Origin of the sequence: Diaphorobacter sp. LI3 (assembly GCF_022807955.1) — a bacterium.
GTDB classification, from domain to species: Bacteria; Pseudomonadota; Gammaproteobacteria; order Burkholderiales; family Burkholderiaceae_C; genus Diaphorobacter; species Diaphorobacter nitroreducens.
This window is the reverse complement of the sequence record NZ_CP094346.1, coordinates 2,915,428-2,941,334: the sequence shown is the minus strand read 5'-3', so window position 1 is coordinate 2,941,334 and position 25,907 is coordinate 2,915,428. Positions and strand designations below refer to the sequence as shown.

25 protein-coding genes are annotated in these 25,907 nt (G+C 63.6%); 13 read left to right on the top strand and 12 right to left on the bottom strand.

What is annotated here, in order from left to right; translation table 11 throughout:
- Positions 1–48 precede the first annotated feature (48 nt).
- From MRB47_RS13630 to moaD, 6 genes are all read left to right on the top strand, one after another.
- Positions 49–1,281 (top strand): pyridoxal phosphate-dependent aminotransferase, encoded by a 1,233-nt coding sequence (locus MRB47_RS13630; protein WP_015913924.1) that lies wholly within the window; start codon positions 49–51, stop codon positions 1,279–1,281.
- Positions 1,282–1,351: 70 nt separating this feature from the next.
- A complete protein-coding gene (locus MRB47_RS13625) occupies positions 1,352–2,713 on the top strand; it encodes a homoserine dehydrogenase (RefSeq protein ID WP_252100964.1) in 1,362 nt (453 codons plus the stop codon).
- 15 nt (positions 2,714–2,728) lie between these two features.
- A complete protein-coding gene (thrC, locus tag MRB47_RS13620) occupies positions 2,729–4,159 on the top strand; it encodes a threonine synthase (protein WP_252100963.1) in 1,431 nt (476 codons plus the stop codon).
- 79 nt (positions 4,160–4,238) lie between these two features.
- The gene (mobB, locus tag MRB47_RS13615; protein ID WP_252100962.1) at positions 4,239–4,790 is read left to right on the top strand and encodes a molybdopterin-guanine dinucleotide biosynthesis protein B; all 552 of its coding nucleotides are present in this window, start codon (positions 4,239–4,241) and stop codon (positions 4,788–4,790) included.
- Positions 4,787–6,031 carry a gephyrin-like molybdotransferase Glp gene (glp, locus tag MRB47_RS13610; protein ID WP_252100961.1) on the top strand — a complete coding sequence of 415 codons (1,245 nt, stop codon included), beginning with the start codon at positions 4,787–4,789 and terminating at the stop codon, positions 6,029–6,031. Before mobB ends, glp begins: the two co-directional genes overlap by 4 nt.
- Complete coding sequence (gene moaD / locus MRB47_RS13605) at positions 6,028–6,291, top strand: molybdopterin converting factor subunit 1 (protein ID WP_047349457.1); 264 nt, start codon at positions 6,028–6,030, stop codon at positions 6,289–6,291. Before glp ends, moaD begins: the two co-directional genes overlap by 4 nt.
- A gap of 6 nt (positions 6,292–6,297) precedes the next feature.
- Here the strand turns inward: moaD and MRB47_RS13600 are convergent, their stop codons facing one another.
- The 3 genes from MRB47_RS13600 to MRB47_RS13590 form a co-directional block, all read right to left on the bottom strand.
- Positions 6,298–6,627: a hypothetical protein gene (locus MRB47_RS13600; protein WP_011806322.1), complete on the bottom strand. Its 330-nt coding sequence runs from the start codon at positions 6,625–6,627 to the stop codon at positions 6,298–6,300.
- A 78-nt stretch (positions 6,628–6,705) separates the two neighbouring features.
- Positions 6,706–6,846: a DUF3149 domain-containing protein gene (locus MRB47_RS13595; protein ID WP_015913920.1), complete on the bottom strand. Its 141-nt coding sequence runs from the start codon at positions 6,844–6,846 to the stop codon at positions 6,706–6,708.
- A 110-nt stretch (positions 6,847–6,956) separates the two neighbouring features.
- On the bottom strand, positions 6,957–7,211 hold the full coding sequence (locus MRB47_RS13590; protein WP_011806321.1) for a hypothetical protein: 255 nt from the start codon (positions 7,209–7,211) through the stop codon (positions 6,957–6,959).
- Positions 7,212–7,277: 66 nt separating this feature from the next.
- On the opposite strand from MRB47_RS13590, the gene moaE reads away from it, so the two are divergent.
- From moaE to MRB47_RS13575, 3 genes are all read left to right on the top strand, one after another.
- Entirely contained in the window at positions 7,278–7,754 is a 477-nt protein-coding gene (gene moaE, locus MRB47_RS13585; RefSeq protein WP_252100960.1) for a molybdopterin synthase catalytic subunit MoaE, read from the top strand.
- A gap of 68 nt (positions 7,755–7,822) precedes the next feature.
- On the top strand, positions 7,823–10,426 hold the full coding sequence (gene clpB, locus MRB47_RS13580; protein ID WP_252100959.1) for an ATP-dependent chaperone ClpB: 2,604 nt from the start codon (positions 7,823–7,825) through the stop codon (positions 10,424–10,426).
- Between the two features lie 64 nt (positions 10,427–10,490).
- Positions 10,491–10,796, top strand: a complete 306-nt coding sequence (locus MRB47_RS13575; RefSeq protein ID WP_252100958.1) for a hypothetical protein — start codon at positions 10,491–10,493, stop codon at positions 10,794–10,796.
- An 83-nt stretch (positions 10,797–10,879) separates the two neighbouring features.
- On the opposite strand, the gene MRB47_RS13570 is transcribed toward MRB47_RS13575, so the two are convergent.
- Positions 10,880–11,284 (bottom strand): GFA family protein, encoded by a 405-nt coding sequence (locus MRB47_RS13570; protein ID WP_011806317.1) that lies wholly within the window; start codon positions 11,282–11,284, stop codon positions 10,880–10,882.
- Positions 11,285–11,399: 115 nt separating this feature from the next.
- Here MRB47_RS13570 and MRB47_RS13565 point away from each other — a divergent pair, with 115 nt between their 5' ends.
- From MRB47_RS13565 to MRB47_RS13550, 4 genes are all read left to right on the top strand, one after another.
- Positions 11,400–12,836 (top strand): coniferyl aldehyde dehydrogenase, encoded by a 1,437-nt coding sequence (locus MRB47_RS13565; RefSeq protein WP_252100957.1) that lies wholly within the window; start codon positions 11,400–11,402, stop codon positions 12,834–12,836.
- 155 nt (positions 12,837–12,991) lie between these two features.
- On the top strand, positions 12,992–13,513 hold the full coding sequence (locus tag MRB47_RS13560; RefSeq protein ID WP_015913914.1) for a GNAT family N-acetyltransferase: 522 nt from the start codon (positions 12,992–12,994) through the stop codon (positions 13,511–13,513).
- Positions 13,514–13,521: 8 nt separating this feature from the next.
- Complete coding sequence (locus tag MRB47_RS13555) at positions 13,522–14,694, top strand: methyltransferase (protein WP_252100956.1); 1,173 nt, start codon at positions 13,522–13,524, stop codon at positions 14,692–14,694.
- Between the two features lie 95 nt (positions 14,695–14,789).
- Positions 14,790–15,800 (top strand): tRNA dihydrouridine synthase, encoded by a 1,011-nt coding sequence (locus tag MRB47_RS13550; protein ID WP_252100955.1) that lies wholly within the window; start codon positions 14,790–14,792, stop codon positions 15,798–15,800.
- On the opposite strand, the gene MRB47_RS13545 is transcribed toward MRB47_RS13550, so the two are convergent.
- The 8 genes from MRB47_RS13545 to MRB47_RS13510 form a co-directional block, all read right to left on the bottom strand.
- Complete coding sequence (locus MRB47_RS13545; protein ID WP_252100954.1) at positions 15,760–17,430, bottom strand: phospholipase D-like domain-containing protein; 1,671 nt, start codon at positions 17,428–17,430, stop codon at positions 15,760–15,762. The genes MRB47_RS13550 and MRB47_RS13545 overlap by 41 nt on opposite strands.
- Positions 17,431–17,612: 182 nt before the next feature.
- A complete protein-coding gene (gene ribD / locus MRB47_RS13540; protein WP_252100953.1) occupies positions 17,613–18,725 on the bottom strand; it encodes a bifunctional diaminohydroxyphosphoribosylaminopyrimidine deaminase/5-amino-6-(5-phosphoribosylamino)uracil reductase RibD in 1,113 nt (370 codons plus the stop codon).
- Between the two features lie 31 nt (positions 18,726–18,756).
- Positions 18,757–19,221: a type IV pilin protein gene (locus tag MRB47_RS13535; protein WP_411275698.1), complete on the bottom strand. Its 465-nt coding sequence runs from the start codon at positions 19,219–19,221 to the stop codon at positions 18,757–18,759.
- Complete coding sequence (locus MRB47_RS13530; protein WP_252100952.1) at positions 19,221–22,823, bottom strand: pilus assembly protein; 3,603 nt, start codon at positions 22,821–22,823, stop codon at positions 19,221–19,223. Before MRB47_RS13530 ends, MRB47_RS13535 begins: the two co-directional genes overlap by 1 nt.
- A 50-nt stretch (positions 22,824–22,873) precedes the next feature.
- Entirely contained in the window at positions 22,874–23,683 is an 810-nt protein-coding gene (locus MRB47_RS13525; RefSeq protein ID WP_252100951.1) for a PilX N-terminal domain-containing pilus assembly protein, read from the bottom strand.
- Between the two features lie 13 nt (positions 23,684–23,696).
- Complete coding sequence (locus MRB47_RS13520; protein ID WP_252100950.1) at positions 23,697–24,593, bottom strand: prepilin-type N-terminal cleavage/methylation domain-containing protein; 897 nt, start codon at positions 24,591–24,593, stop codon at positions 23,697–23,699.
- Positions 24,594–24,603: 10 nt separating this feature from the next.
- Complete coding sequence (gene pilV / locus MRB47_RS13515; RefSeq protein WP_252100949.1) at positions 24,604–25,290, bottom strand: type IV pilus modification protein PilV; 687 nt, start codon at positions 25,288–25,290, stop codon at positions 24,604–24,606.
- A gap of 2 nt (positions 25,291–25,292) precedes the next feature.
- Complete coding sequence (locus tag MRB47_RS13510; RefSeq protein ID WP_252100948.1) at positions 25,293–25,895, bottom strand: GspH/FimT family pseudopilin; 603 nt, start codon at positions 25,893–25,895, stop codon at positions 25,293–25,295.
- Positions 25,896–25,907 lie beyond the last annotated feature (12 nt).

Below are 25,907 nucleotides of genomic sequence, written 5' to 3'. Positions count from 1 at the left end.
GCGGGGCCGCAGCCCCACTTGTGCCCCTCTCCTCACGCCTGCCCGCACATGAAGCCCATCCGCAAATCCGCCAAGCTCAACAATGTTCTCTACGATGTCCGCGGCCCCATCGTGGACGCGGCCAAGCAGATGGAGGACGAGGGGCAGAAGATCATCAAGCTGAACATCGGCAACATGGCGCCGTTCGGTTTTGATGCGCCCGAGGAAGTGCAGCAGGACATGATCCGCAACCTGCCCAACTCGGCGGGCTACTCGGACAGCAAGGGCATCTTCGCCGCGCGCAAGGCGGTGATGCACTACACCCAGCAGCTCGGCATCGCGGGCGTGACGCTGGACGATATCTACCTGGGCAACGGTGCCAGCGAACTGATCGTGATGGCCACGAACGCGCTGCTGGACGACGGCGACGAGCTGCTGGTGCCCATGCCCGACTACCCGCTGTGGACTGCCGCGACCTCGCTTTCAGGGGGTACGCCGGTGCACTATCGCTGCGACGAGGATGCAGGCTGGCTGCCCGACCTGGACGACATGCGCGCCAAGATCACGCCACGCACGCGCGGCATCGTGGTCATTAATCCGAATAACCCAACGGGCGTGCTCTACCCCGTGGAAATACTCAAGGGCATCATCCAGATCGCACGCGAGCACGGCCTGGTGCTGCTGGTGGACGAGGTGTACGACAAGGTGCTGTACGACGGCGTGAAGTTCACCTCGATGGCGAGCCTGTCGACCGACGTGCTTACGCTGACGTTCAACTCGCTGTCCAAGGCCTACCGCTCCTGCGGCTACCGTGCGGGCTGGATGGTGCTCTCCGGCCCCAAGGCGGACGCGCGCGACTACATCGAAGGCCTGAACATGCTGGCCAACCTCAAGCTCGGCTCCAACGTGCCGGGCCAGTGGGCCATCCAGACCGCCCTGGGCGGCTACCAAAGCATCAACGATCTGGTCAAACCCGGTGGGCGCCTGTGCCGCCAGCGTGACCTGGCCTACGAGCTGATCACCGCCATCCCCGGCGTCACCTGCGTCAAGCCGCAGGCGGCGCTGTACATGTTCCCCCGCCTGGACCCCGAGATGTACCCCATCGCGGACGACCGCCAGTTCTTTATGGAAGTGCTGCGCGCCACGCGGGTCATGCTGGTGCAGGGATCGGGCTTCAATTACCCCGACAACCAGCACTTTCGCATCGTGTTCCTGCCGCACGAAGACGACCTGCGCGAGGCCATCGGCCGGCTGGCGGGCTTCCTGGCCGCCTACCGGCAGCGCCACGCCAAGGCGGCGTGAACTTCATTTTTGATAGCTGCTGGCGCCCGTCAATAGGGCGCTGGAGCCTTTTTTGACGGGTAACCCTGATATGAAACCGATCCAAGTGGGCCTGCTGGGCATTGGCACCGTGGGCAGCGGCGTGTTCAACGTCCTGTCGCGCAACCAGGAAGAAATCCGCCGCCGCGCCGGCCGCGGCATCGAGATTGCTTGTGTGGCCGACCTGGACACCGCCCGCGCACGCGCCATCGTGGGCGAGAACGCCCGCGTGGTGGGCGATACGCGCGAAGTGATCGCCAACCCTGAGATCGACATCGTGGTCGAGCTGATCGGCGGCTACGGCATCGCCAAGCAGCTGGTGCTGGAGGCGATCGCCGCCGGCAAGCATGTCGTGACGGCCAACAAGGCCCTGCTGGCCGTGCATGGCACGGAGATCTTCAAGGCCGCGGCCGAGAAGGGTGTGGTGGTCGCCTTCGAGGCGGCGGTGGCCGGCGGCATCCCGATCATCAAGGCGCTCCGCGAAGGCCTGGCGGCCAACCAGATCCAGTGGGTGGCCGGCATCATCAACGGCACCACCAATTTCATCCTGTCCGAGATGCGCGACAAGGGCTTGGACTTCGACGTGGTGCTCAAGGAAGCGCAAGCGTTGGGCTACGCCGAGGCCGACCCCACCTTCGACATCGAGGGCGTGGACGCCGCGCACAAGGCCACCATCATGAGCGCCATCGCCTTCGGCATTCCGGTGCAGTTCGACAAGGCCTACGTTGAGGGCATCACCAAGTTGTCCGCCGTCGACATCCGCTATGCCGAGCAACTGGGCTACCGCATCAAGCTGCTGGGGATCGCCAAGCGCCGCCAGGGCGACGCGACCAAGCGCACGCCCGATGGCGTGGAGCTGCGCGTGCACCCCGCGCTGGTGCCTGCCAAGCGCCTGATCGCCAATGTCGAAGGCGCGATGAACGCCGTGGTGGTGCACGGGGACGCCGTGGGCACCACGCTGTACTACGGCAAGGGTGCGGGCAGCGAGCCCACCGCCAGCGCCGTGATCGCCGACCTGGTGGACATCACCCGCCTGATCGAGGCCGACCCCGCGCACCGCGTGCCGCCGCTGGCCTTCCAGAGCCACACGCTGCGCGAGGCGGGGCAGGAGCTGCCCGTGCTGCCCATGGCCGACGTGGTCACCAGCTACTACCTGCGCATCCGCGTGGCCGACGAGGCCGGCGTGCTGGCCAAGATCACCGGCATCCTGGCCGGCGCGGGCATCAGCATCGACGCCGTGCTGCAGCGCGAGGCCGACGAAGTGGGCGGCGAAGGCAGTACGCAGACCGACCTGATCATCCTCACGCACGACACGCGCGAGGGCGACATGGACGCCGCGCTCGCCCAAATCCAGGGCCTGCCCACGGTGCTGGCCAGCATCACGCGCATCCGCAAGGAAGAGCTCAACAACTAAGAGGGGCTGCACGCCATGCTGTACCTGTCCACCCGCGGCCACGCGGACCGCAAGCATTTCTGCGACATCCTGCTCGAAGGCCTGGCGCCCGACGGCGGCCTGTACCTGCCCGAGCGCTACCCGCAGATCAGCGACGCCGAGCTGACCGCGCTGCGTACCGCCTATCACACGCAAGGCTATGCCGAGCTGGCCTTCCGCATCCTGTCGCTGTACATCGACGACATCCCGCCCGCGGACCTGAAGCGCCTGTGCGAGAAAACGTACACCGCCGAAGTGTTCGGCACGGGCGAGATCGTGCCGCTGCGCCACCTGGAAGACGGCCTGTGGATCGAGGCCCTGTCCAACGGCCCTACGCTGGCCTTCAAGGACATGGCCATGCAACTGCTGGGCAACCTGTTCGAGTACGAACTGGCCCGCCGTGGCGAGCAGCTCAACATCCTGGGCGCCACCAGCGGCGACACCGGCAGCGCGGCCGAGTACGCCATGCGCGGCAAGCAGGGCGTGCGCGTGTTCATGACCAGCCCGCACGGTCGCATGAGCCCGTTCCAGCAAGCGCAGATGTTCAGCCTGCAGGACGCGAACATCCACAACCTGGCCATCGAAGGCGTATTCGACGACTGCCAGGACATCGTCAAGGCCGTCTCCAACGACCACGCCTTCAAGGCCCAGTACAAGATCGGCACCGTCAACTCCATCAACTGGGCGCGCCTGCTGGCGCAGGTGGTGTACTACTTCGCGGGCTACATCCAGGCGACGGAGACGAACGGCCAGAAGGTCAGCTTCACCGTGCCCAGCGGCAACTTCGGCAACATCTGCGCCGGCCACGTGGCGCGCCAGATGGGCCTGCCCATCGACCGCCTGATCGTTGCCACCAACGAGAACGACGTGCTCGACGAGTTCTTCCGCACCGGCGCCTACCGCGTGCGCGGCAGCGCGCAGACCTACGAGACCTCCAGCCCATCCATGGACATTTCCAAGGCCAGCAACTTCGAACGCTTCGTGTTCGACCTGCTGGGGCGCAATGCAGAGCGCACGCGCGAGCTGTTCGCCGAGGGCGTGGCCAAACAGGGCTTCTTCGACCTGGGGGCCGACCCCGTGTTCCGAGACGCACGCGCCAAGTACGGCTTCGAGAGCGGCAAGAGCACGCACGCCGACCGCCTGGCCACCATCCGCGACACGTACGAGCGCTTCGGCCAGATCATCGATACCCACACCGCCGACGGCGTGAAGGTGGCGCGCGAGCACCGTGGCGATCCCGCTGTGCCCATGATCGTGCTGGAGACGGCCCTGCCCATCAAGTTCGCCGAGACCATCCAGGAAGCCCTGGGCCGCGCGCCCGAGCGCCCGGCCAGGTTCGAGGGCATCGAGCAATTGCCCAAGCGCCTGCAGGTGCTGGCGGCCGATGCCGAGCAGGTCAAGGCCTATATCGCAGCCCATTGCGATTAGGGATCAAATCGGCCTCTGGCGCTTATCCATCAAGCGCTGGTAGCTATTAATAGAAGAGTGAAACTGAAGGAGTGTCGGGATGAAGGTGGTTGGCTTTGCCGGCTATTCAGGCAGCGGCAAGACCACGCTGGTGGAGCAGCTGATTCCCGAACTGCGCCTGCATGGCCTGCGCGTGTCGGTGGTCAAGCATGCGCACCACAAGTTCGACATCGACCATGTGGGCAAGGACACCTGGCGCCACCGCGAGGCCGGCGCCTACGAAGTGGCCGTGGCCTCCGACCGGCGCATGGCGCTGATGCGCGAATTCGAGCAGGAGCACACGCCCAGCGTGCACGAACTGCTGGCCGAGCTGGATCCGCGCGTGGACTGGGTGCTGGTGGAAGGCTTCAAGGAAAGCGACCTGCCCAAGATCGAGATCTGGCGCGCCGCATCACCCGATTACCGCGAACGGCCCGCACTCTATCCGCACGATCCCTGCATCGTCGCCGTGGCCACCGACGCGCCGCTGCCGCCGGTGCCCACCGCGCTGCCGCTGCTCAACCTGGACGACCCTCACGCCGTGGTGCAATGGCTGCTGGCACGGGGCGCGCGTTTTGACTATGTGCCCGACCGGGCGGAGGCCTGCGAATGAAACCCCAAGCGCGTGCACCCCTCAAGCCACTGGACGAAGCCCTGGCCGAACTGCTGGCGCAGGCCGCCCCGCTGGCAGGCACCGACACCGTCAACACCTTCGACGCCGACGGTCGCGTGCTCGCGCAGGCCGCCACCTCGCCGCTGCAGGTGCCGCCCAACGACAACAGCTCGATGGACGGCTACGCCGTGCGCTGTGCCGACGTGCCGGCAGCGGGGGTGGAGTTGCCGGTGGCGCAGCGTATTCCCGCGGGCGCCTTCGGCGTGCCGCTGGCGGCGGGTACGGCGGCGCGCATTTTCACGGGCGCGCCGGTGCCCGAGGGGGCCGATGCCATCGTGATGCAGGAAGACTGCGAGGCGCTCGACGGGGATCGCGTGCGCGTGAATGCCGTACCGGCCCAGGGTCAGTGGATTCGGCGCGCGGGCGAGGACATCACCCGGGGTGCTGAGGTGCTGGCCGCTGGCACGCGCCTCACCCCCGCAGAGCTGGGCCTGGCTGCCAGTATCGGCTTGGGCACCCTGCAGGTGGCGCGCCGGCCCCGCGTGGCGCTTTTTTCCACGGGCGACGAACTCGTCATGCCGGGTGATGTGCCGCCCGCGCAGATGAAGCCCGGCGCCATCTACAACAGCAACCGTTTCTTCCTGCGCGCCATGCTGCTGCGCCTGGGCTGCGAGGTGAGCGACTTAGGGATAGTGCCCGACCGGCGCGAGGCCACCGTGGCCGCGCTGCGCGATGCTGCCCAGGGACATGACCTGATCCTGACCAGCGGCGGCGTGAGTGTGGGCGAGGAAGACCACATCAAGCCGGCGGTGGAGCGCTTGGGCACGCTGCAGCTCTGGCAGATCGCCATGAAGCCGGGCAAGCCCTTTGCTTATGGCCAGATTCCCCATGCGGGCGGCAGAGCGCACTTCATGGGCCTGCCGGGCAACCCCGTGTCCAGCTTCGTCACCTTCGGCCTGCTGGTGCGTCCCTTCCTGTTGCGCCTGCAGGGCGTGCGTGATGTTGCTCCTAAAGCGATAGCTGCTACGGCTGGATTCAACTGGCCCCGGGCCGATAAACGCCGTGAATTCCTGCGCGTGCGCCAGGGCGCCGATGGCACGCTGGAACTGTTTCCCAACCAAAGCTCGGGCGTGCTTACCTCGGCCGCCTGGGCGGACGGCGTGGTGGACAACCCCGCCGGCCAGACCATTGCGCGCGGCGACACCGTGCGCTTCCTGCCATTTGCGGAGTTGCTGTCATGACCACGCCCTTCACGATCACGGTGCGCTACTTCGCCTCCATCCGCGAGGCCGTGGGCACGGGGCAGGAGACGGTGCAGACCGGCGCCACCACGCTGGGCGCCTTGCGCGATGAACTCATCGCCCGTGGCGAGCCCTGGGCCACCTGCCTCTCGCGCGGGCGCGCCGTGCGCGTGGCCCTCGACCAGACCATGGCGCATGACGCCACGCCGCTGGCGGCAGGCGCCGAGGCGGCGTTCTTTCCACCCGTCACGGGCGGCTGACGGCGTTCAAGGCTGCTGCACCGCCAGGGCGGGCAGCTCGGGGCTGCGCCACCCCAGCAACTCGGCCAGGCGCAGCGTGATCCAGCGCGCCTCGGCCGGGGTCACGCCCGCGTCCGGACCGGCCAGGCCGGCGTGGATGCCCAGCAGCACCCCTTCTTCCGACCGCGCACCGCCGTGGTACAGCTGCTGCGCCTGTTCCACCAAGTGGCAGGCCAGGTCCTCGCACCACTCGTAGCGCGCCCGCACCTCGGCGGCAGGCGCCTGCAGGCGTGCGCGTGTGTCGCTGTACAGCGCGATGAAGGAGGGCGGGACCAGGATCTGGTTGTCGTCGTGCATCCGCCTATTGTCTGGCACGGCGCAAAAACAAAGGCGCCGCTCCTGCCGGAGACGGCGCCCGCGCGGGTCTGGAGCGGATCAGCGCTTTTGCTGTGCCGGGGGCGCATCGTTGCGCGTGAACAGCCAGACGAAAAAGCCCCCCATACACAGCATGAAACCGATGCCTATGGCGCTGAACAGGCCCACCTCGGTGGTGAAGAGTTGCTTGAGCAGTTGCATGGCATTTCCTCCGTCGTTATGTGATGGAGCCATTGCAGCGCAGCCCGGCGGAAGCCCCTTTGAGACAAGTCAAAAATCCGGGTATACCCCACTATTGTCGTCAAGTACCTTCAATCAGGCACGAACAGGCGCTCAAAGCGCTGCTGGTCGCCTTCCAGCTCGAAGGTCACGAGCTGGCCCATCTTCGCGTCAGCCTTACGGTGGGCGGAGAACAGGCTGTAGCGGCCCGCCAGGTCGAAGCTGGGCAGATCGATCAAGGCATAGGGGTGGGGCACGAACGTCTGGAACTCAAACACCACACGGTGCGCATTGCGCGGCGAGGGGTAGAGCAGGTAGTCGTCGGTGGTGATGGTCTGCAGGGCCATGGTGTGCAAGTGTGGGGTGGGCGTTAAAGTGCCGTCAATTCCGCAATTCTGCCGCTGACCACTGCCATGCACCGCGTTTCCATCCAGACCCATGACTTCGACGTTTCCACCGAGCTGGCGGCGCTGCGTGCGCGGGACGCGCGCGTGGGGGCGGTGTGCTGCTTCGTGGGCACGGTGCGCGACCGCAACGAAGGGGACAGCGTGGCCTCCATGGAGCTGGAGCACTACCCGGGCATGACCGAGAAATCCATCGAGGCCATGGTGGATGCGGCGTTTGCACGTTTTGACCTCTATGGGGTGCGCGTGATCCACCGCGTGGGGCTGCTCGCGCCCATGGACCAGATCGTGATGGTGGCCGTGACCTCGGCGCACCGCGGCGAGAGCTTTCAGGCCTGCGAGTTCGTCATGGACTACCTCAAGACCCAGGCGCCGTTCTGGAAGAAGGAGCAGACGCCGGAGGGTGCGCGCTGGGTGGATGCGCGCGTGAGCGACGATGCGGCGCTGGCGCGCTGGGGCATCGCCGCGCCGCCCCAGGTGGGCTGACTTTTATCGTCCGGCGGCTTGAAATCGAGGCCCCGGAGCCCTAGCTAGCGACAAGTTGGAGGTTTCACATGCGTCTCGATAAATTCACCACGAAGTTCCAAGAAGCGCTGTCCGATGCGCAGTCGCTGGCCCTGGGGCATGACAACGCCTACATAGAGCCCGTGCACATGCTGGTGGCCATGCTGCGCCAGGATGAAGGCCCGCGCGCGCTGCTGCAGCGTGCCGGCGCCAATGTGCCGGGCCTGCTGGCCGCGGCCGAGGCCGCCGTCAAGCGCCTGCCCCAGGTGCAGGGCCAGGACCAGGTGCAGGGCAGCCCCGAGCTGGGCCGTGTGCTGCAGGCCACCGAGAAGGAGGCCATCAAGCGCGGCGACCAGTTCATCGCCAGCGAATTGTTTTTGCTGGCGCTGGTCGACAGCAAGGGCGAGGCCGCGCAGCTGGCCAAGGACAACGGCGTGACCCGCAAGAGCCTGGAGGCGGCCATCGACGCCGTGCGTGGCGGCCAGAAGGTGGACAGCGCCGAAGCCGAGGGGCAGCGCGAGGCGCTGAAGAAATACACGCTGGACCTGACCGAGCGCGCCCGCCAGGGCAAGCTGGACCCGGTGATCGGCCGCGACGACGAGATCCGCCGCGTCATCCAGGTGCTGCAGCGGCGCAGCAAGAACAACCCCGTGCTGATCGGCGAGCCCGGCGTGGGCAAGACCGCCATCGTCGAGGGGCTGGCCCAGCGCATCGTCGAGGGCGAGGTGCCCGAGACGCTGAAGAACAAGCGCGTGCTGGTGCTGGACATGGCCGGCCTGCTGGCGGGTGCCAAGTACCGCGGCGAGTTCGAGGAGCGTCTGAAGTCCGTGCTGAAAGAAGTGGCGCACGAGGAAGGCCGCATCATCCTCTTCATCGACGAGATCCACACCATGGTCGGCGCCGGCAAGGCCGAAGGCGCCATGGACGCGGGCAACATGCTGAAACCCGCACTGGCGCGCGGCGAGCTGCACTGCATCGGCGCGACCACGCTGGACGAGTACCGCAAGTACATCGAGAAGGATGCGGCGCTGGAGCGGCGCTTTCAGAAGGTGCTGGTGGACGAGCCCAGCGTGGAAGACACCATCGCCATCCTGCGCGGCCTGCAGGTGCGCTACGAGGCGCACCACGGCGTGGACATCACCGACCCGGCCATCGTGGCCGCGGCCGAGCTGTCGCACCGCTACATCACCGACCGTTTTTTGCCCGACAAGGCCATCGACCTGATCGACGAGGCCGCGGCCAAGATCAAGATCGAGATCGACTCCAAGCCCGAGTCGATGGACAAGCTCGAGCGCCGCATGATCCAGCTCAAGATCGAGCGCGAGGCGATGAAGAAAGAGACCGATGAGGCCTCGCAAAAACGCCTGCAGCTCATCGAGGAAGAGTTGGGCAATGTGGAGCGCGAGTACGCCGATCTGGAAGAGGTCTGGAAGGCCGAGAAGGCCAGCGCTCAGGGTTCCGAGCAGATCCGCAAGGAGATCGACGCCATCCGCACGCAGATCGACGACCTGAAGCGCAAGGGCGACTTCAACAAGGTCGCCGAGCTGCAGTACGGCAAGCTGCCCGAACTGGAAAAGCGCTTGAAGGAAGCGCAGGACAGCGAGGCCGGCGGCACCGGCGGCAAGCACAAGCTGCTGCGCACCCAGGTGGGTGCCGAGGAAATCGCCGAGGTGGTCAGCCGCGCCACCGGCATTCCCGTGGCCAAGATGATGCAGGGCGAGAAGGACAAGCTGCTGCACATGGAGGAAAAGCTGCACGAGCGCGTGGTGGGCCAGGACGAGGCGATCTCCGCCGTGGCCAATGCCATCCGCCGCTCGCGCTCGGGCCTATCAGACCCCAACCGGCCGCTGGGCAGCTTCCTGTTCCTGGGGCCCACGGGCGTGGGCAAGACCGAGCTGTGCAAGGCGCTGGCCGGGTTTCTCTTCGACAGTGAAGAGCATCTGGTGCGCATCGACATGAGCGAGTTTATGGAAAAGCATAGCGTCGCGCGCTTGATTGGTGCGCCTCCCGGCTATGTGGGCTATGAAGAGGGCGGCTACCTGACCGAGGCTGTGCGCCGCAAGCCCTACAGCGTGCTGCTGCTGGATGAGGTGGAAAAGGCCCACCCCGACGTGTTCAACGTGCTGCTCCAGGTGCTGGACGATGGCCGCCTGACCGATGGCCAGGGGCGCACCGTGGATTTCAAGAACACGGTGATCGTGATGACCAGCAACATTGGCTCGCACCTGATCCAGGCCATGGTGGGCCAGGATGCCGAGGACATCAAGGAAGCCGTGTGGGGGGAACTCAAGGGCCATTTCCGACCCGAATTCCTCAACCGCATCGACGAGACGGTGGTGTTCCACGGGCTGGATGCCAAGCACATCGAAGCGATTGCACGCATTCAGTTGCGTCTGCTGGAGGCGCGGCTGGCCAAAATGGACCTGGCCCTGCAGGTGTCGCCGGCCGCGATGGGCGAACTGGCCAAGGTGGGGTTCGATCCGGTGTTCGGGGCGCGTCCGCTCAAGCGGGCCATCCAGCAGCGCATCGAGAACCCGCTGTCCAAGCTGCTGCTGGAGGGCCGCTACCCGCCCAAGAGCGTGATTCCGGTGGATGTCGATCCTGTGACAGACCCAGGGGTATTCCACTTCGGCGAGGCCCGCCCCGCGGGGTGAGGTCTACCATTGAACGAGGGCGCGGGCCTTTCCCGCGCCCTCATCTGCCAGAAAGGGGCATGGTTTGAACGAAATTGTGGCCGGCGCGATCCGGTGGACGTTGCGGCTCGTGGTCGTCGCCATGGGTGCGCTTTTTTTCCTGAGTCTGCTGGCCGCGGCCGCCGTTCTGGCACTCGTGTGGGGTGCACGCGCGTTGTGGGCGCGCCTCACGGGCCGCCCGGTCATGCCCTGGGCGATGCGCATGAACCCGCGCGAGGGGTGGAGCACCGTGTACCGCAGCACGGCGCGCTGGACGGCGCCCAGCCCGACGGCGCATGCCCCGCAGCGCAGCACGGACGTCACCGACGTCGTGCCGCGCGAAGTGCATTGATTGCTATTGAAATATGAGCTGCTGGCGCTTGCTGGATAAGCGCTGGAGGCTTAAAAGGCTATAGCACTCTTTGCCCCGCGCATTCAGCCGTTGGGCGGCCCGTATTGCGCGATCACCTGTTGCTCGGTGAGCGTCGGCGTCTGGTTCGCGAAGGCGTAGTACGCGGGCTTCTTGTCGATGTAGATCTGGCTGGCCAGTTCGAAGTCCTGCGTCTCGAAGGCCCCGGCGGGAATGAAATATTCGCCCGTCGCCAGCAGCTTGTAGTACAGGTGTGTTCCGCAGCGCGTGCAGAAGGCCCGCTGTGCCCAATCAGAGGACGCATACACGCCGATATGCTCCTCACCCGTGAACTCCACCTCCGGCCCGCAATGCACGGCCAGCAGCGGCCCGCCACCCCAGCGGCGGCAGAAGCCGCAATGGCAGGCGCCGATTTCCTTGGCCGCGGGGGACGTGAAGTGGACTGCGCCGCAAAGACAATGACCGTTCATCTCGTGTTCCTTTCAAGCGGAAGGGAAGGGGCGCATCTTACGGGGGCAGGGCGGCAACACAATGTCACGCGCGGCTCGGTCTGGCGGTGGGGCGGCGAGCCCTATCATGCACGGCATGAGCCCTGATGACATCCGCCACCTGTTCGACCTCCAACGCCAAGCCAGCCGCGCCCACCCCGATGTGCCCTTGATGGTGCGTCGAGAGCGCTTGCTGCGGCTGTCCAAGATGCTGGACGAACATGGGCCGGTGCTGGCGGCGGCGGTGCAAGCGGACTTTGGCATGCGCTCACAGCGCCTGACGGAGGTGGCAGACCTCTTCGTGCTGCGCGCGGAACTGGGACACACGCTCAGGCATCTGGCGCGCTGGAGCCGGCGCACCAAGGTGCGCACACCGCTGTTCCTGCAGCCCGCACGCGGCTGGATAGAGCGTCAGCCGCTGGGCGTGGTGGGCATCATCTCGCCGTGGAACTACCCGGTGCAACTGGCGCTGGGGCCGGCCATTGGTGCGCTGGCCGCGGGCAACCGGGTGATGCTCAAGCCGAGTGAGCTTACGCCCCACACGTCGGCCCAACTGGCCGCGCTGGTGGCACAGTTCTTCGCGCCCGAAGAGTTCTGCGTGGTGCAGGGCGATGCGGCCACGGCCGCGCTCGTGGCATCGCTGCCGTTCGACCATCTGGTGTTCACCGGCTCCACCGCCGTGGGGCGCAAGGTGGCGCAGGCGGCGGCGGCCAATCTCACGCCGACCACGCTGGAGCTGGGCGGCAAGTCGCCGTGCATCATCGATGCGGACTGCGACATGCAGGAGGCCGCGCTCAAGATCGCCCATGGCAAGCTGCTCAACGCGGGCCAGACCTGCATCGCACCCGACTACGTGCTGCTGCCGCGTGGCAACGAGGCGGCCTTTGCCGAAGCGTTCCGCGTGGCGGTGGCGCGGCTGTTTCCGTACTTCGAGGGCAACCCGGACTACGCCTCCATCATCAGCACGCGCCACCTCGCGCGGCTGCGCACCATGCTGCAGCAGGCCCAGACGCAAGGGGCGGAGGTACACGTGCTGCAACCCGTGCCGGGCGCACCCCCGCCACCGCCTCCGGGTATCGGCGACGGGGTAGGGCGGCAGATGGCGCCAACGCTGGTGTTCGGTGCCAGCCCGAACATGCAGCTCATGCAGGAAGAGATCTTCGGGCCCGTGCTGCCCGTGCTCAGCTACGAGCGCCTGGACGATGCCATTGCCCACATCAACGCCCACCCGCGTCCGTTGGCGCTGTATTGGTTCGGGCGCAGCGAGGCGGTGCGCGACGATGTGCTGCGGCGCACCGTGAGCGGCGGCGTCTCGGTGAACGACACGCTGATGCACATCGCGCACGACGCGCTGCCTTTTGGCGGCGTGGGCGACAGCGGCTGGGGCGCCTACCATGGCGAGGCGGGCTTTCTGCGCTTTTGCCACCAGAAGTCGGTGCTGGCGCAGTCGCGCTGGTCGCTGGGACACCTGCTATACCCGCCCTATGGCGCGCGTTTCGACCAGGTGATGGCGCTGCTGCGCCGCCTGATGTAGCGCGGCGTGGCCGTGGCATGTGCGCTATGCCACAGATGGCCGCGTTTGCGTGCAATGGCGGGGTTGGCAAGGTGGAAACTGCGGGGCATGAGAGGCGAAGCGGCATTTGCGCGAAAATGCTGGGTTTTTCGCTTTTCACCTGCTTTCGTTTTCCCATGTCCAGTATCCAGGTTCGTCCCGCCACCCTTCGCGATGCCAAAGCCATTGCCCAGGTTCATACCTCCGCCGCGTTGGAAGCTTACCGAGGGCTGCTGCCTGACGATCAGTTGAAGTCCATGTCGTCCGTCGAGAAGCGCCAAGCCTACTGGCGCGAGGCGATCGAGTACTGCGAGCCCCAGGTCCAGGTGGCCGTGGACGGCGACAAGATCGTCGGTTTCGTCGGCTTCGACCGCTCGCGTGATGAAAAGACGCGCAACACCACCGGTGAAATCTGGGCCATCTACGCGGCCCCCTCGCATTGGAACAAGGGTGTGGGCGTGGCCCTGTGGGACGCCGCGCGCGACGGCCTGCACGAAGAGGGTTGCACCACCGTGACGGCCTGGGTGCCGTTGCGCAATGAGCGTGCCCTGCGCTTTCATGAACTTGCCGGCTTCAAGCGCGAGATGACGACCGCCAAGACCGCTGTGGTCGGCGGCGTGAAGATCGAGGAAGTGCGCCTCAAGCGCCCGATCAACTGAGCCCCGCCATGATCCATTGGAGCGAACACGGCGAGGACCGCAGCGCGCCGTGGCGCTCCGAAAGCGGCGCCAGCGCGCCGCGCCGGGTGGTGTTGGCTGACGACACGCTGGCTGCCGATGCGGCCTATCGCCTGGTATGCGAAGGCACGGCCCTGCTGTGGCGCGGCGACTTTCAGAACGCGCGCCATCTGCTGGACGCGCTCAAGCGCCGTATCGAACGTCCGCGCAAGAGCGGCAAAGGCGGTCGGAACAGCGCCGTGCCCGCGGCGGAGTTCCCGCACGCCTTTCATTTGCATCGCCAGGCGCAGGCACAGCGCGCCCGCCTGCTGGGGCTGCTGCTGATCGAGCTGCAGCCCGACTGGAGCATCGCCCTGCGCCGCGCGCCCGACTGGCGCGCGGCCTGCGCCGAGGCCTGGGGCCCGGCGCTGCAGGAGCCCACCGTTGTCTCGCTGCGCGAGTTGCTGGGCGCCGTGGGGGCACACGAATGGCGCTGCAAGGGCGTGGATGTGCCCGCTCTGGGTGCACGCATTTACCCGCATTACGGCGTGTTTTCGCCCGTGCGGGGCGAGTATGTGGACCTGGTCGCCCAGGCCCCGCTGCCGCCGGGCGCGGATGCGCTCGCTTTCGAGATCGGCACCGGCACCGGCGTGCTGGCCGCCGTGCTGGCACGGCGTGGCGTGGCCCGCGTGGTGGCGACCGAGTTGGACACGCGTGCCCTGGCCTGCGCGCGGGACAACCTGACGCGGCTGGGCCTGGAGGACCGCGTGCAGCTGCTGCAGACCGATCTGTTCCCGCCCGCGACCACCTTCGGGCGGGCGCCACTCATCGTCTGCAACCCGCCCTGGCTGCCGGCCAAGGCCAGCGCGCCCATCGAGCGCGCGGTGTATGACGAAGACAGTCGCATGCTGCGTGGTTTTCTGACGGGGTTGCCTGCGCACCTGGCGCCGCACGGCGAGGGATGGCTCATCCTGTCGGATCTGGCGGAGCATTTGCGCCTGCGCACCCGCGATGCACTGCTGGGCTGGATTGGCACCGCGGGGTTGCGGGTGCTGGACCGCCACGACATCCGCCCGCGCCACGCCAAGGCCACCGCCGGTGGCGATGCACTGGCCGGCGCGCGCGCGGCCGAGGTCACGTCGCTGTGGCGCCTGGGTTTGGCGAGTCCGACGCAACAGTCCTGAATCGCATGCGCTCGTGTGGTATGACGCTCTTATTTTTATAGCTTACAGCGCTTGAACAGTAAGCGCTAGAGGCTTGTTTGACCCATAAACTGCTGATGAGCACGCCCGCACCACTGCTGCTCGCCCCCATGGAAGGGCTGCTCGACTTCGTGCTGCGCGACGTGCTCACACGGGTGGGCGGGGTGGACCGCTGTGTGTCCGAGTTCATCCGCGTCACCGGCAGCCTGCTGCCGGACAAGGTGTTCCTGCGTTACATACCCGAGCTGAACCACGGCGGCCGCACGCTGGCAGGGGTGCCCGTGCGGGCGCAACTGCTGGGATCGGACCCGGTCAGCATGGCCGAGAACGCGGCCCGGCTGGCAGAGCTGGGTCCGGAAGGCATTGACCTGAATTTCGGTTGCCCCGCCAAGACGGTGAACCGCCATGGGGGTGGCGCGGCCCTGTTGCGCGAACCCGAGCGCATCGCGGCGGTGGTGGAGGCGGTGCGCCGCGCCGTGCCCGCGCATGTACCGGTGTCCGCCAAGATGCGCCTGGGCTACGACGATGCTGGCCTGGCGCGTGAATGCGCGCAGGCCATGGCACGCGGCGGCGCCTGCGAGCTGGTGGTGCATGCGCGCACGAAGGCCGACGGTTACCGCCCGCCCGCGTACTGGGAGCAGATCCCCGCGATTCGGGAGGCGGTGGGCATTCCGGTGGTGGCCAACGGCGAGATCTGGACCGTGCAGGACGCACTGCGGTGCCGCAGCGTGTCGGGCTGCGACGCTCTTATGCTGGGCCGCGGCATCGTGGCAGACCCGGGCCTGGCACTGTCTATCCGCGCGCACGACCGCGGTGCGCCTGCACAGGGCCTGCCCTGGGAAGACCTGCTGCCGCACATGGCGCGCTTCTGGCATCTGGTGTGCGAAGACCTGGAGCCGCGCCAGCGCGCCGGCCGGCTCAAGCAGTGGCTGAACCTGCTGCGCCGCCGTTACCCGCAGGCGCAAGCGGCGTTCGACGAGGTGCGCGTGATGACCGACCAGCAGGCCATTACCGCCTGGGTGGCGCGCGTCTGTGCTGGGGCATCTGTCACAGCAGGTGGTCGGGCGCCAGCGGCCCCAGCAGCTTGAGCAACAGCCGCAAGGCCAGGCTGCTGTCGGGGTCGGTGTGCGCATCCTCCAGGCCGCTGCCCTGCGGCGCGCGCCAGACCAGGTCACCGTCGGCGCTGCGTTGCAGGTGCCACGCCCCCTCGCGCATGGCGGTGTCGATCTGCTGCGCTGCTTCGGCGGCCAGGGCGCGGCTGCGAATCAGCAGGGCGATCTCGGTGTTGTGCAGCTGGGAGCGCAGATCCAGGTTCATGGAGCCGACCACCACCATGCGGCCGTCCACGACCATGACCTTCGAATGCAGCATGGAGCGCGAAGCCCCCGCCGCGCTGGCGCCCGAACTGCCAAAGGCCGAGCGCAGGCCGGCCTGCTCGCTGCGCAGTTCGTACAGCTCCACACCCATGGCCAACAGGTCTTCGCGGTGGCGGGCATAGCCCACGTGGGCAATGGGCGCGTCATTGGACGCTAGCGAATTGGTGAGCAACCGCACACGCACGCCGCGCTGGCGCGCACGTGCAAAGGCGCGCTTCATGTCGTCGCCTGGAACGAAGTAGGGTGAGATGATGAGCAGCTCGCGCCGTGTACGGTCCATGAGGGTGAGCAGCCCGTCCACCACCGTGTCCCCGCTGGACACGGGCGCTGCGGGCGCCGGCGGTGCCTGGGGCGTGTCGCTGGCTTCCGGATGGGCGCCCGGCGTTGTGCCCACGCGTATCGCGGCGGACGGTGCCGGTTCGTCACCCTCCAGCGGAATCTTGGTCGGCTCGTCCACCAGCATGGCGGCGGGCGCCCATATGAAATCGACGGTGCGCAGGTCCATGGGCTGCGTGTCCCACTGGGGCGATGAGGCGAGGGAGCGGTCTGCAGGGGCGGTGGAGCCGGGCGAGCCGGCTTCCGCGCCTGCCTTCTCGCCACTGCTGCGCACCTGCGCACGCAAACGGTCCAGCTCTTCTCGGCTGACGAGCGACTGCACGGGATAGGCGCGCGGGTTGTTCCAGTAGCTGTCAAAACTGCGCGACATGTCGGCCACGATGGGGCCGACGGCCAGCACGTCCAGGTCAACAAAATTCTCGGCCTCTGCCTTGCCGAAGTACGCGTCGCCCAGATTGCGCCCTCCGGTCACGCCCATCATGTTGTCGGCCAGGAACAGCTTGTTGTGCATGCGCTGCTGCACACGCGAAAAATCGCTGACCGCGCCCCACATCCGGCCCAGGAATGATGCGCGGGGCCCCGCCACCGGGTTGAACATGCGCATTTCGATGTTCGGCTCGAACGCCATGCGCATGACCAGTGCGTTGCGCCCCGTGCTGTGGAAGTCGTCGAGCAGGATGCGCACGCGTACGCCGCGCCGCGCTGCGTTCACCACGCTGCGCAGCAGGTGCGCGGAACTGGCATCGGCATGGATGGCGTAGTACTGCAGGTCCAACGTCTTCTGGGCCGACTGCACCAGCGCGAGCCGGCTGCCATAGGCCTCCTGCGGGCCGCTCAAGAGGGAGAATCCTGACGCATGGCGAGCGCCTGCCTTCTGGCGCAGCTGTTGCACCATGGTGGCTAGCTCCGTAGGCTCGCCCGCCGTGTCCAACGCCGTGGACACGGGCCGGTCCACATCCTTGGGCAACCCACCGCAACCGCCGAAGGCCAGGACCAGCAAAGCCATGATTGGCCAGCGCGACCAGGTGGGGTGGCGAAGGTGGCGGAGCAGGTCTATGAAGGACATCGAACGCAATAAAGTGAGGTAACGACAGGGGTATAGCGCGAAACTCGGCAGCCCGACTGTCGGACAACGGCATGCAAGCACGCGGGCGTGTGGCGCATCGCCTGGACCGCGCAGGGCGGGGTTCAGAAGTCCGCGCGCCCTGCGATGCGGGCCACCACCCGTAGATCGGGCCCCACCTGCTGCACGGTTTGGAATTGCATCGGAATCCCGTCGGCCAGCGTCTGCAACGGCCCCCAGTTGGACAGGCCCTGGGCTCCCTGGCCTAGCATGATCGGGGCCAGATAGAGCAGCAACTCATCCACGAGCCCTTCCCGCAGGAAGGAGCCGTTGAGCTTGTGACCGGCCTCCAGGTGCAGTTCATTCACGCCTTCGCGGGCCAGGTTGCGCAACAGGGCGGGCAGATCCACCTTGCCCTGGTCATTGGGCAGTTCGATGACCGTGGCGCCGCGTGCCCGCAGCGCCGCGGCGCCAGCGGCATCTGGCCGGGCGGTGTAGATCAGTACACGCCGGTCGGCAACGTCGAAAAGCCGGGCATTCGCAGGCGTCTGCAGCAGGCTGTCGACAATCACCAGATGCGGCTGGCGTGGGGTGGCGATCTCCCGCACATCCAGGCGCGGATCATCCGCCAACACGGTGCCGATGCCTGTCAACACGGCGCAGGCGCGGGCACGCCAGGCATGCCCGTCGGCACGGGCCGCCGGGGATGTGATCCATTGACTGGTGCCGTTGGCTAATGCGGTCACGCCATCGAGCGAGGCCGCGGCCTTCATGCGCACCCAGGGGATGCCGCGCACCATGCGGCTGAAGAAGCCGATATTCAGTTCGCGCGATTGCGTACCACCGGGGCCCACCTCTACCTGCACTCCCGCAGCCCTCAGCCGCGCGAACCCTTGACCCGCCACCAGCGGATTGGGGTCGGCGATGGATGCCACTACGCGTGCAATCCCGGCCTGAATGAGCGCATCGCAACAGGGGCCGGTGCGCCCCTGGTGTGCGCACGGCTCCAGCGTGACGTATGCGGTGGCGCCGCGCACGTCGCATCCCCGCGCGGCTGCGTCACGCAAAGCCATCACCTCGGCATGGGGTGCCCCTGCGCGCTGGGTAAAGCCCTGGCCCAGCATGTTGCCGTTAACGTCGGTGATGACGCATCCCACGCGGGGGTTGGGATTGGAAAGAAAAAGCGCCTGGGCGGCGAGCCCAAGCGCTTGGTTCATGGAGGGAGAAATCTCAGTCATGGCGCCGCGATGGTAGCGCCCTGGGCTGAATTTATTTGCCCCAGCAGTCAGGGTCGTAACCGCTCTCTCCGGACTTCTTGCCGGCGGCTCCTCGCACGCCGGTATTGCTGAGGGTATAGGTACCGCATTTGTCCCCTGTCTGTGCGCCTTTGGGTGTCGCCGTCAATACATAGGCTGCGGTGGTATTGCCTGCTTGAAAGGCAATGTTGTAGCGCTTGGTGTTATCGGCGGTCCACGTGAGGGCGCTTGGCAGGCTGGTGGGGTAGGTCCCCGTGGCAGTGGCTGCCCGTTCCAGCCATTGTTGTACCTGTAATAGCCCTGCGCGCGCATCAGCGCGATGACCACGTCGTACATATTCTGTATAGCTGGGGTAGGCAATAGCCGAAAGGATTCCTACCACAGCCACCACAATCATTAATTCAATGAGCGTAAAACCTTGAGCCGAACGCCTGTTGAAAGGGTGCCTAGAACCATTTGCCATATCGTATCTTTCCATCACTTCAGTTGTCGCCAGCCGGGTCGCAGCGTCAGCTCAGGTAACTTGGCGAGTTTATCTACTTTGCCATCATTACCCTGCCGGATCTGTTTGTCTTTGGTAGCGAACCGCAGTTCCTTGCTCGAGGCTGTCATGCGTGCATAGCCTCCATCATTTGCGGCGGTATAGGCTCCATCTCCATTCACATCCATGATGGGTGGTTTAGCCGACGAGCCAGTTGCAATATTAATGAGCGTGCGAAAGGGTTGAGCGGCCTGAGGCTGCGGCGCACAAACTTCCTCGCCGCTGGCAGTGGCGCTGCCAGACGCGGGCTTTTCACTGATGATTTCCAGTATGTTACTGCCGTCGTAAAAATCGAAGCCGGAGGTCACCCGCTCGCCAGCTACGGGCAGATCCATGTACCAGCCTTTCTTGGCTGTGCAACTGCCGCTCACACCTTCGCAAGAGTAAATGACTTCTGTATTGGAGAGTTTCCAGAACGACCTACCTGCGCTGACACCTGTGCCTGCAGTGCCGCTGCCGGTGCCATTCGTGACGGATTCTGCTTGCAGGTCGCTGCGTCCCCCTACCGTGCTCGGTGTGGGATCGGACGTTTTCACTTTGACCTTACCCTTGTTTGTGCCCGTGCTTTCAACTTCATAGCGAGTGTTGTCCAGTATGGAATACACCGTTTGTGTGGAAGTGTCTGTGCGATCAAATTCGGTCAAGTTCTGGCCGGTTCCAAATGCCACCATCAGGCCACCAATGGAGCGGTTCGGCCGCAGTACAGGGGGTGCCGTAATGGGTTGCCGGCTAGAACTTCCAGTTGAATTTGTGTAAGTAGCTCTGAAAAGAGGGTTGCCACTGAACGCGACGTGCCAGTCGTTAGCCGATCCGCTCGAAATGTCAAATTTCCACATGTTGCCACGCAGATCGCCGGCATAAACGAAATCTGGCGTTCCGTCCCCATTTACATCCAGGAATTGGGGCGTGGATAGCCCATTGCCCACTGCCTCATCTGCGTGCACGGTAGGGGTGGAATCCTTGTCGGCCGCGATGATTTTCTTAAGAGACTTGTCTCCATCCAGGTATTGAATGAGCAATACGGGACGCTCATTGATGCTGTTATAACCATTGCCAGTAATAAGTGCCCACCGACCATTATTGGTTCGGGTGATCTGCAATGCACGTTGCTGATTGCTTTCGGCAACCACAGGACTGCCAAAAATATGACCAATGTCAGGGTCGGCATTCGAGTCTGCAGGTTTGCTGGGTGGCAACGCATCCGTGGATGGGGCGGCTGTCTTGTCCATCACTACCAGGTCTGCGGCATTTTCTTCCTTGAAATTGGTTGCCGGCGCGGCAGTACCTGTATAGGCGGAGTCTGGACCCGATCGGGTCACGTCGAGCACAAAGTAGCCCCGACCGCCAGCACCTAAGGTACCGACAAGATAGGTGCGCCAATCTGCAGTGGTTGAGCCTATATCAACATCACCCGTAAAAGGAGAGCCGTCTACGTAATACCTATGAGCGTAATTCGGATCTGCTAATGCAGCCAGGTTCTGCACAACACCATGGGGTACATAAGCGATTTTTTCGGTTCCATCTTTGGCGGAAAAGCCATGCAACATTCCATCGTTGCCGCCCACATATACCATGGGCAAGCGACCCCGCTGGGTGTTTGCAAAGGCTTTATAACTGGAAGTCGCATATCCATTGGCAGGAGCGCCTACATACCAGATTGACGAATTGACAATGTCGCCCTGACGGCTTTTCCGATTACGAAACTCTCCGCCGCTTTGCCGAGCTTCTTTGGTACGGTCGCCACGGATGAAGTTAAGTCGGCTTTCACCCTTGCCGTCCCCGGCAATGGCCGTGGCAATCTGCGTGGTTGTTCCTGTACCTACGGTACCCTTGTTGAGCCACATACGCTGTGATGGCCCAGTTGTGGAGTCAGCCAGGTTGGACCATTTGAAGGAAACTCCCCCGGGGGTGGCGCTGTACTTGTCGTAGGTTAATATCAGACGATTATTGAGATTAGACGCGGAAATGGCATCAAGCTTGTCGGCGGTTGTAATATGCTTGTTGGTACCCGAGTGGGTGCCCCACTCCGCATTGGGAACAGAGGCGCCGGAGGTGGAAATGGAACTGGAGGTTACGTATCCATACCAACGATTATCATTAGAGTTTGCCTCGTCTGCGGCCGTGTAGCTCGTTTGATACGACTGCGTACCCACGCGACTTACTGAACCAGACGCAGAGGTAAATCCACTGATGGGTGCTGTCGTATCCGCGATGATGTCATCGAAAATATCGGCAAAAACACTGGTGAGATCGCCCCCTGAGACCGGATAGAATTTGCCACGACTATTAATAGCCATATGCCACATTTCCTGTGGACGATAGTCGTCGTAGTGCGAATCAGCGGCCGTGGATGTGGGGTCATCCCAGGTGGTCTTGCCTGTAATCAGATCAGAAAAACCGGAGCTGTACATGCCGTACGTGCCGCCTGTAAATTGAGGCGACGTGTCAACCAATTTTTTTAGATTACTGGCGGCAGAGCCGTAGCCAATGGTGTACTGAATCAGGTGCTGCCATGTGGCAGGATTATTTTTCGGGTTCCAATACTCGTCAATGGTTACGGATTTTTGCGAGCCATTGGTAAGCGTGGATGTGAAGGTCTCCTGGCCTGATTTTCTTATCTTCTTGATGACTCCATCCGATATGCCTGGCTGCAAATCCGTTGCCCAATGATAAAATGCCATATCGGCCAAGGTGGGGTATGCGTAGTCGGTTTTGTCGCTTTTGTTGTTTATGACTCTATTGCCGCCATAGTTGTCCCTGTAAATCTGGGTTTGCGCGTTGGCGCTTGTGACGGTATAACTGGTGCCGTCGGGGAAGGTTGCAGCCTTTCCATCGGCATTTTGCATTGCCTGGGCCAACGGATCGGTGGCTTTTATTTTGGTATTGAACGAAAATCCATCTGCGGCCCCGGCCTTGCTGGGCGGATTGGATGGGTAATAAGTGGCAGGGGTGCTGTAATTCCAGCCGCCATCAGTCAGGAAGATGTGATAGGCTCGCCGGCAGGTCAATGGGTTGTTGTCTGTTGTTCCTGGGTCGGTATTCCATGGGCTGTTGCTGCCTGTGGTTTTTAAATATTCTCCAGCATTCCAGACGACCATATGAGATGGTGTATTGGTTGTGCCGGGGGATGTGCCTGTCTTAAGTTTGGATACCCACGTTCCAAAATCGGTCTTGTGGGTGCCGGAGAATTTTCCAATGGCATTCTTCCCGTCGCAATTTCCGTTATTCGATGGGATGTCGTTGCAGGTAAAAGACTGCCACGCCAGTCGCAATTGATCGTCATATTTCGAACTATTGACCAGTGTTCCCTGGAGTCCTTCTATCACATAGGCGAGGCGGCTCTTGCTCTGCCCTGAGTCCGTGGTTCCCATGCTTCCTGAGGTATCAACGGTCAGGATGACGTTCGGAATCGGTGCTTTATATGCTGTGCCTGCTGGGTATGGAACCAGGTTAAGGGGGGCTGCGGATAGTGTCGGAGCCCATATTGCTGCCATCAGGATGACGAGGGCTTTTCGTTGTGGGTGTTGATTAATTCGCATCGCGAGACTCCAGTGTAATTATGGGTAAATATGTGGATAATATTCGCTTATTACTCTGCAACCTGAAGCGATAGGGTAGATTGCAATACGACTTCGCTGCCGGCTTTATTGCCTCGGGCAAAAGCAGTAATTCGATAGACGAATAATTTCTTGCGGGATGGGGCAAAACGTTCCACATTGGAGCCGGGAGGCATGCCTGCAATCAGGGAAATGTTTGGATCGACGTAGGGCATGATTTCTACCCAATACCAAGCTCCTCTGCCAGCATTCCTGTCGGCAAGGATAGGGTTGGCGGTGGCTTCAGCGCTGGCTCCTGTAAATTGGCCATATCGTGCCCCCACGCCGTCGGCAAGCATGGCGTTCAAAGTGGTGCTGTCGTTCCAAAAATCTTGCGCACCGGCACGTTTCTGGCAAATGCCCTTGTAGCACTTGATCGTTGGCTGCTTTATTTCGATCGTGGATAGCAGGTTTTCGAGGTCTTTGGTTTCAATGTCGAAATAGACTTCAGCGGCGGGCGTATCTGGAACTGGTGGCGTAGCGCTGGGGTCCCCTGGCTGCAAGGCAGGGCGGCAAAGATCGGAGTTGCCCCGTGTCGGAATGCATGCTCCCCCATCAGGGGTAACACCTCGAATATCGAATTCCGCATCTTGCAGCATAGCCTGTGCAGCCTCGAACGCACGGCGGTAATCGGCGTCATTGCCCACGACAATTTCGTTGAACAACGCACTGCGTGCGGCCCAAAGTGCCAGCAACATGGACAGCAGAACCAACACGATGACGACATACAAGGCTATACCGCGCTGGCGCTGACGCTGGCCGCGCAGGCTTAAGCGCAAGGGAAGGGTAGAAATGGTTTGCATGGCGACAGCTTTCCTAGACCTGCCCTTGGCTTCGAATTTGGTAGACAGTACGGAAAATCATCTTGAGTCGGTTGCCGTAGGCTGTGTCGGCGCCGCTGCAATTCTTGTATGTAGCGTCTGGGGTGGAGACGGGTTCGTTGCCAGTAAGTTCAAGGCATACCTCTATCGCATAGATGTTGGTCCAACTGCTCGGGAGCGTATTTGCAGGTAGATACTTCAGGGTGGTTGTTCCTGGAGCCTGCTCCACGTAGCGAACTTGCATGTCCGTGACATTGCCCATAATGGTCTGCTTGCCGCCACCGCCAGCGCCACTGCATACAAGTTCGTTTTTGGTGGTGTCGCGCTCAAATTGGCTTGTAAGAACAGGGGTGTCCCCCAAGCTGCCGCTGGCACCAAGCGCGGGGTTTTGTCCCAGACAATCGCGCAGCAGCGACGTGTCGGACGCCGCTACGGTAGCTTCGGTGTAGTTCTGGTAGCCCACCGTAAAGCTGAGGGGCGTGGCTGTTCCCGTCAACGTACTGGACGCGCGTACGAATGGAGGCCGCACTCCAGTGGGATCGGGCGCATCGAAGGCGACGGGACTCATGGCGGGATTGGCTCCCGACGCGGGGGAGAGGGCGATGCTGGGATTGAGATTCAACTCCATGCTGCCGGCCTGTCGGATCTGTTGGCCTATCACGCGGAAAGCATAAGCAGCTTGTTGCTGTAGGGACGTCGCCTCTGATACCGTTCCTGTGATACCGCGCGATACCATCAGTGCGCCCAATGCGACGGCCACAACCAGTAGGCCGATGGCTATACCCACCAGTAGTTCGAGCAATGTCACGCCTTGCTGGCTAATAGCAAGACGGATGCGTCTTCTATGCGCGTTAGATAGCACGGTCTTCGAGGGGGCGAAATCGTATTTCATATAGGCACGCTCAATTGGGGCAGTACAAGGTGCCGCCACCTACACCCCATGGTGTGCAGCGCTGGGTGGGCTGGATGTACTGCAGGTGGCAGATGAGCCCTTTGGTTTTGTCCGCGTTATTGGGGTCATCTGGGTCAACGCACCGCACTGGGTTGTCATCAGCATCCGTGGCCAGTGTCGGGCTGGTGGTGGTGGCATCGGAGGCGCCTAAGATGCGGTTTCTTATTGCCGTTGTGTCGGCGTCTGAGAAACTCTGGCCGTTTTGGTTGTAGCGGTTTTCGTTCCACGCAATTAAAACGCCCAGTTGACGCGGACCGCCTTTGGGGATGAACGTAATGGCCTTGCCGTTGGGCAATGTTTCGCCCACGCTGGAATGCCATTGTTTGATGTCATAGGTGGCCAGCCGGTCGGGTGCACAGGCCCCGCTTGCGCAGTCGTCGCTGCTCGTGGGCTTTTCTGTGTACTTGCTCAGGTTGCCTAGCGCGTCGGGATTGTTCTGCAGGCGTTCGCCCAGATCCTCAATCAGCCGAATGGCTTGCGCACGCCGGACGCCTCCTTGGGTGTCGGTGAGCGTGCGCATTTGCACTCCCAGGATGCCCAGAATTCCCAGAGCCATGACCACGATCGCGACCAGCGATTCGATCAAGGTGATGCCGCGTTGATGGGCGAATGGGGAGATGGCAGCGTTGTGTGTCATGGTCAGTTGCAGTTGACTTCGCCAGACAGGATGCGGATCCGTCCGCCTGCGTTTAGGCATAAGGTGGTGACGGCAGGGGAACTCACCCCGGTTGCCGCAGGTGAGAGGACAAAGCGCAAGGTGTTATTGCCGTTTGCCATGCCGTAACGGTCGATCTTGATAGAGTTGCCACCGGGATGCCGTGTGACGTTGACATTACCTTCCAACTGCATCTCCCGTAACTTCGGCTCTTGCGGGGTGGAGCTTTTCCAAGTGCCATTGCTGTCCAGGTCTTCAAAGATGATCCAACCGCAACCCCAGTCCTGGGTCGTTCCAGCGTTTTGACAGCCACCAGAGGTGTTGGCCAGCTTTTGTATGGCGACGCGCCCGCCTCGTTTGAGGGCCTCGGAGCGTGCGTAATACAAGGTGGATTGCAATTCCTCCGCTGCTTGGCGTACGCGCCAGCGCTCAATGAGCGGTGTAAAGCTGGGACCAGCCAGCGCGGCCAGTACGCCCAGAATAGCCACGGTGACCAACAACTCGATGGCTGTGAAACCCCGAGCGGAGTGTCTTGGGTGATAGGGCTGAGCGGGCCGTGAGGAGCGAGGGGAGTGCAAGGGTCGCATGCTCAACATGCT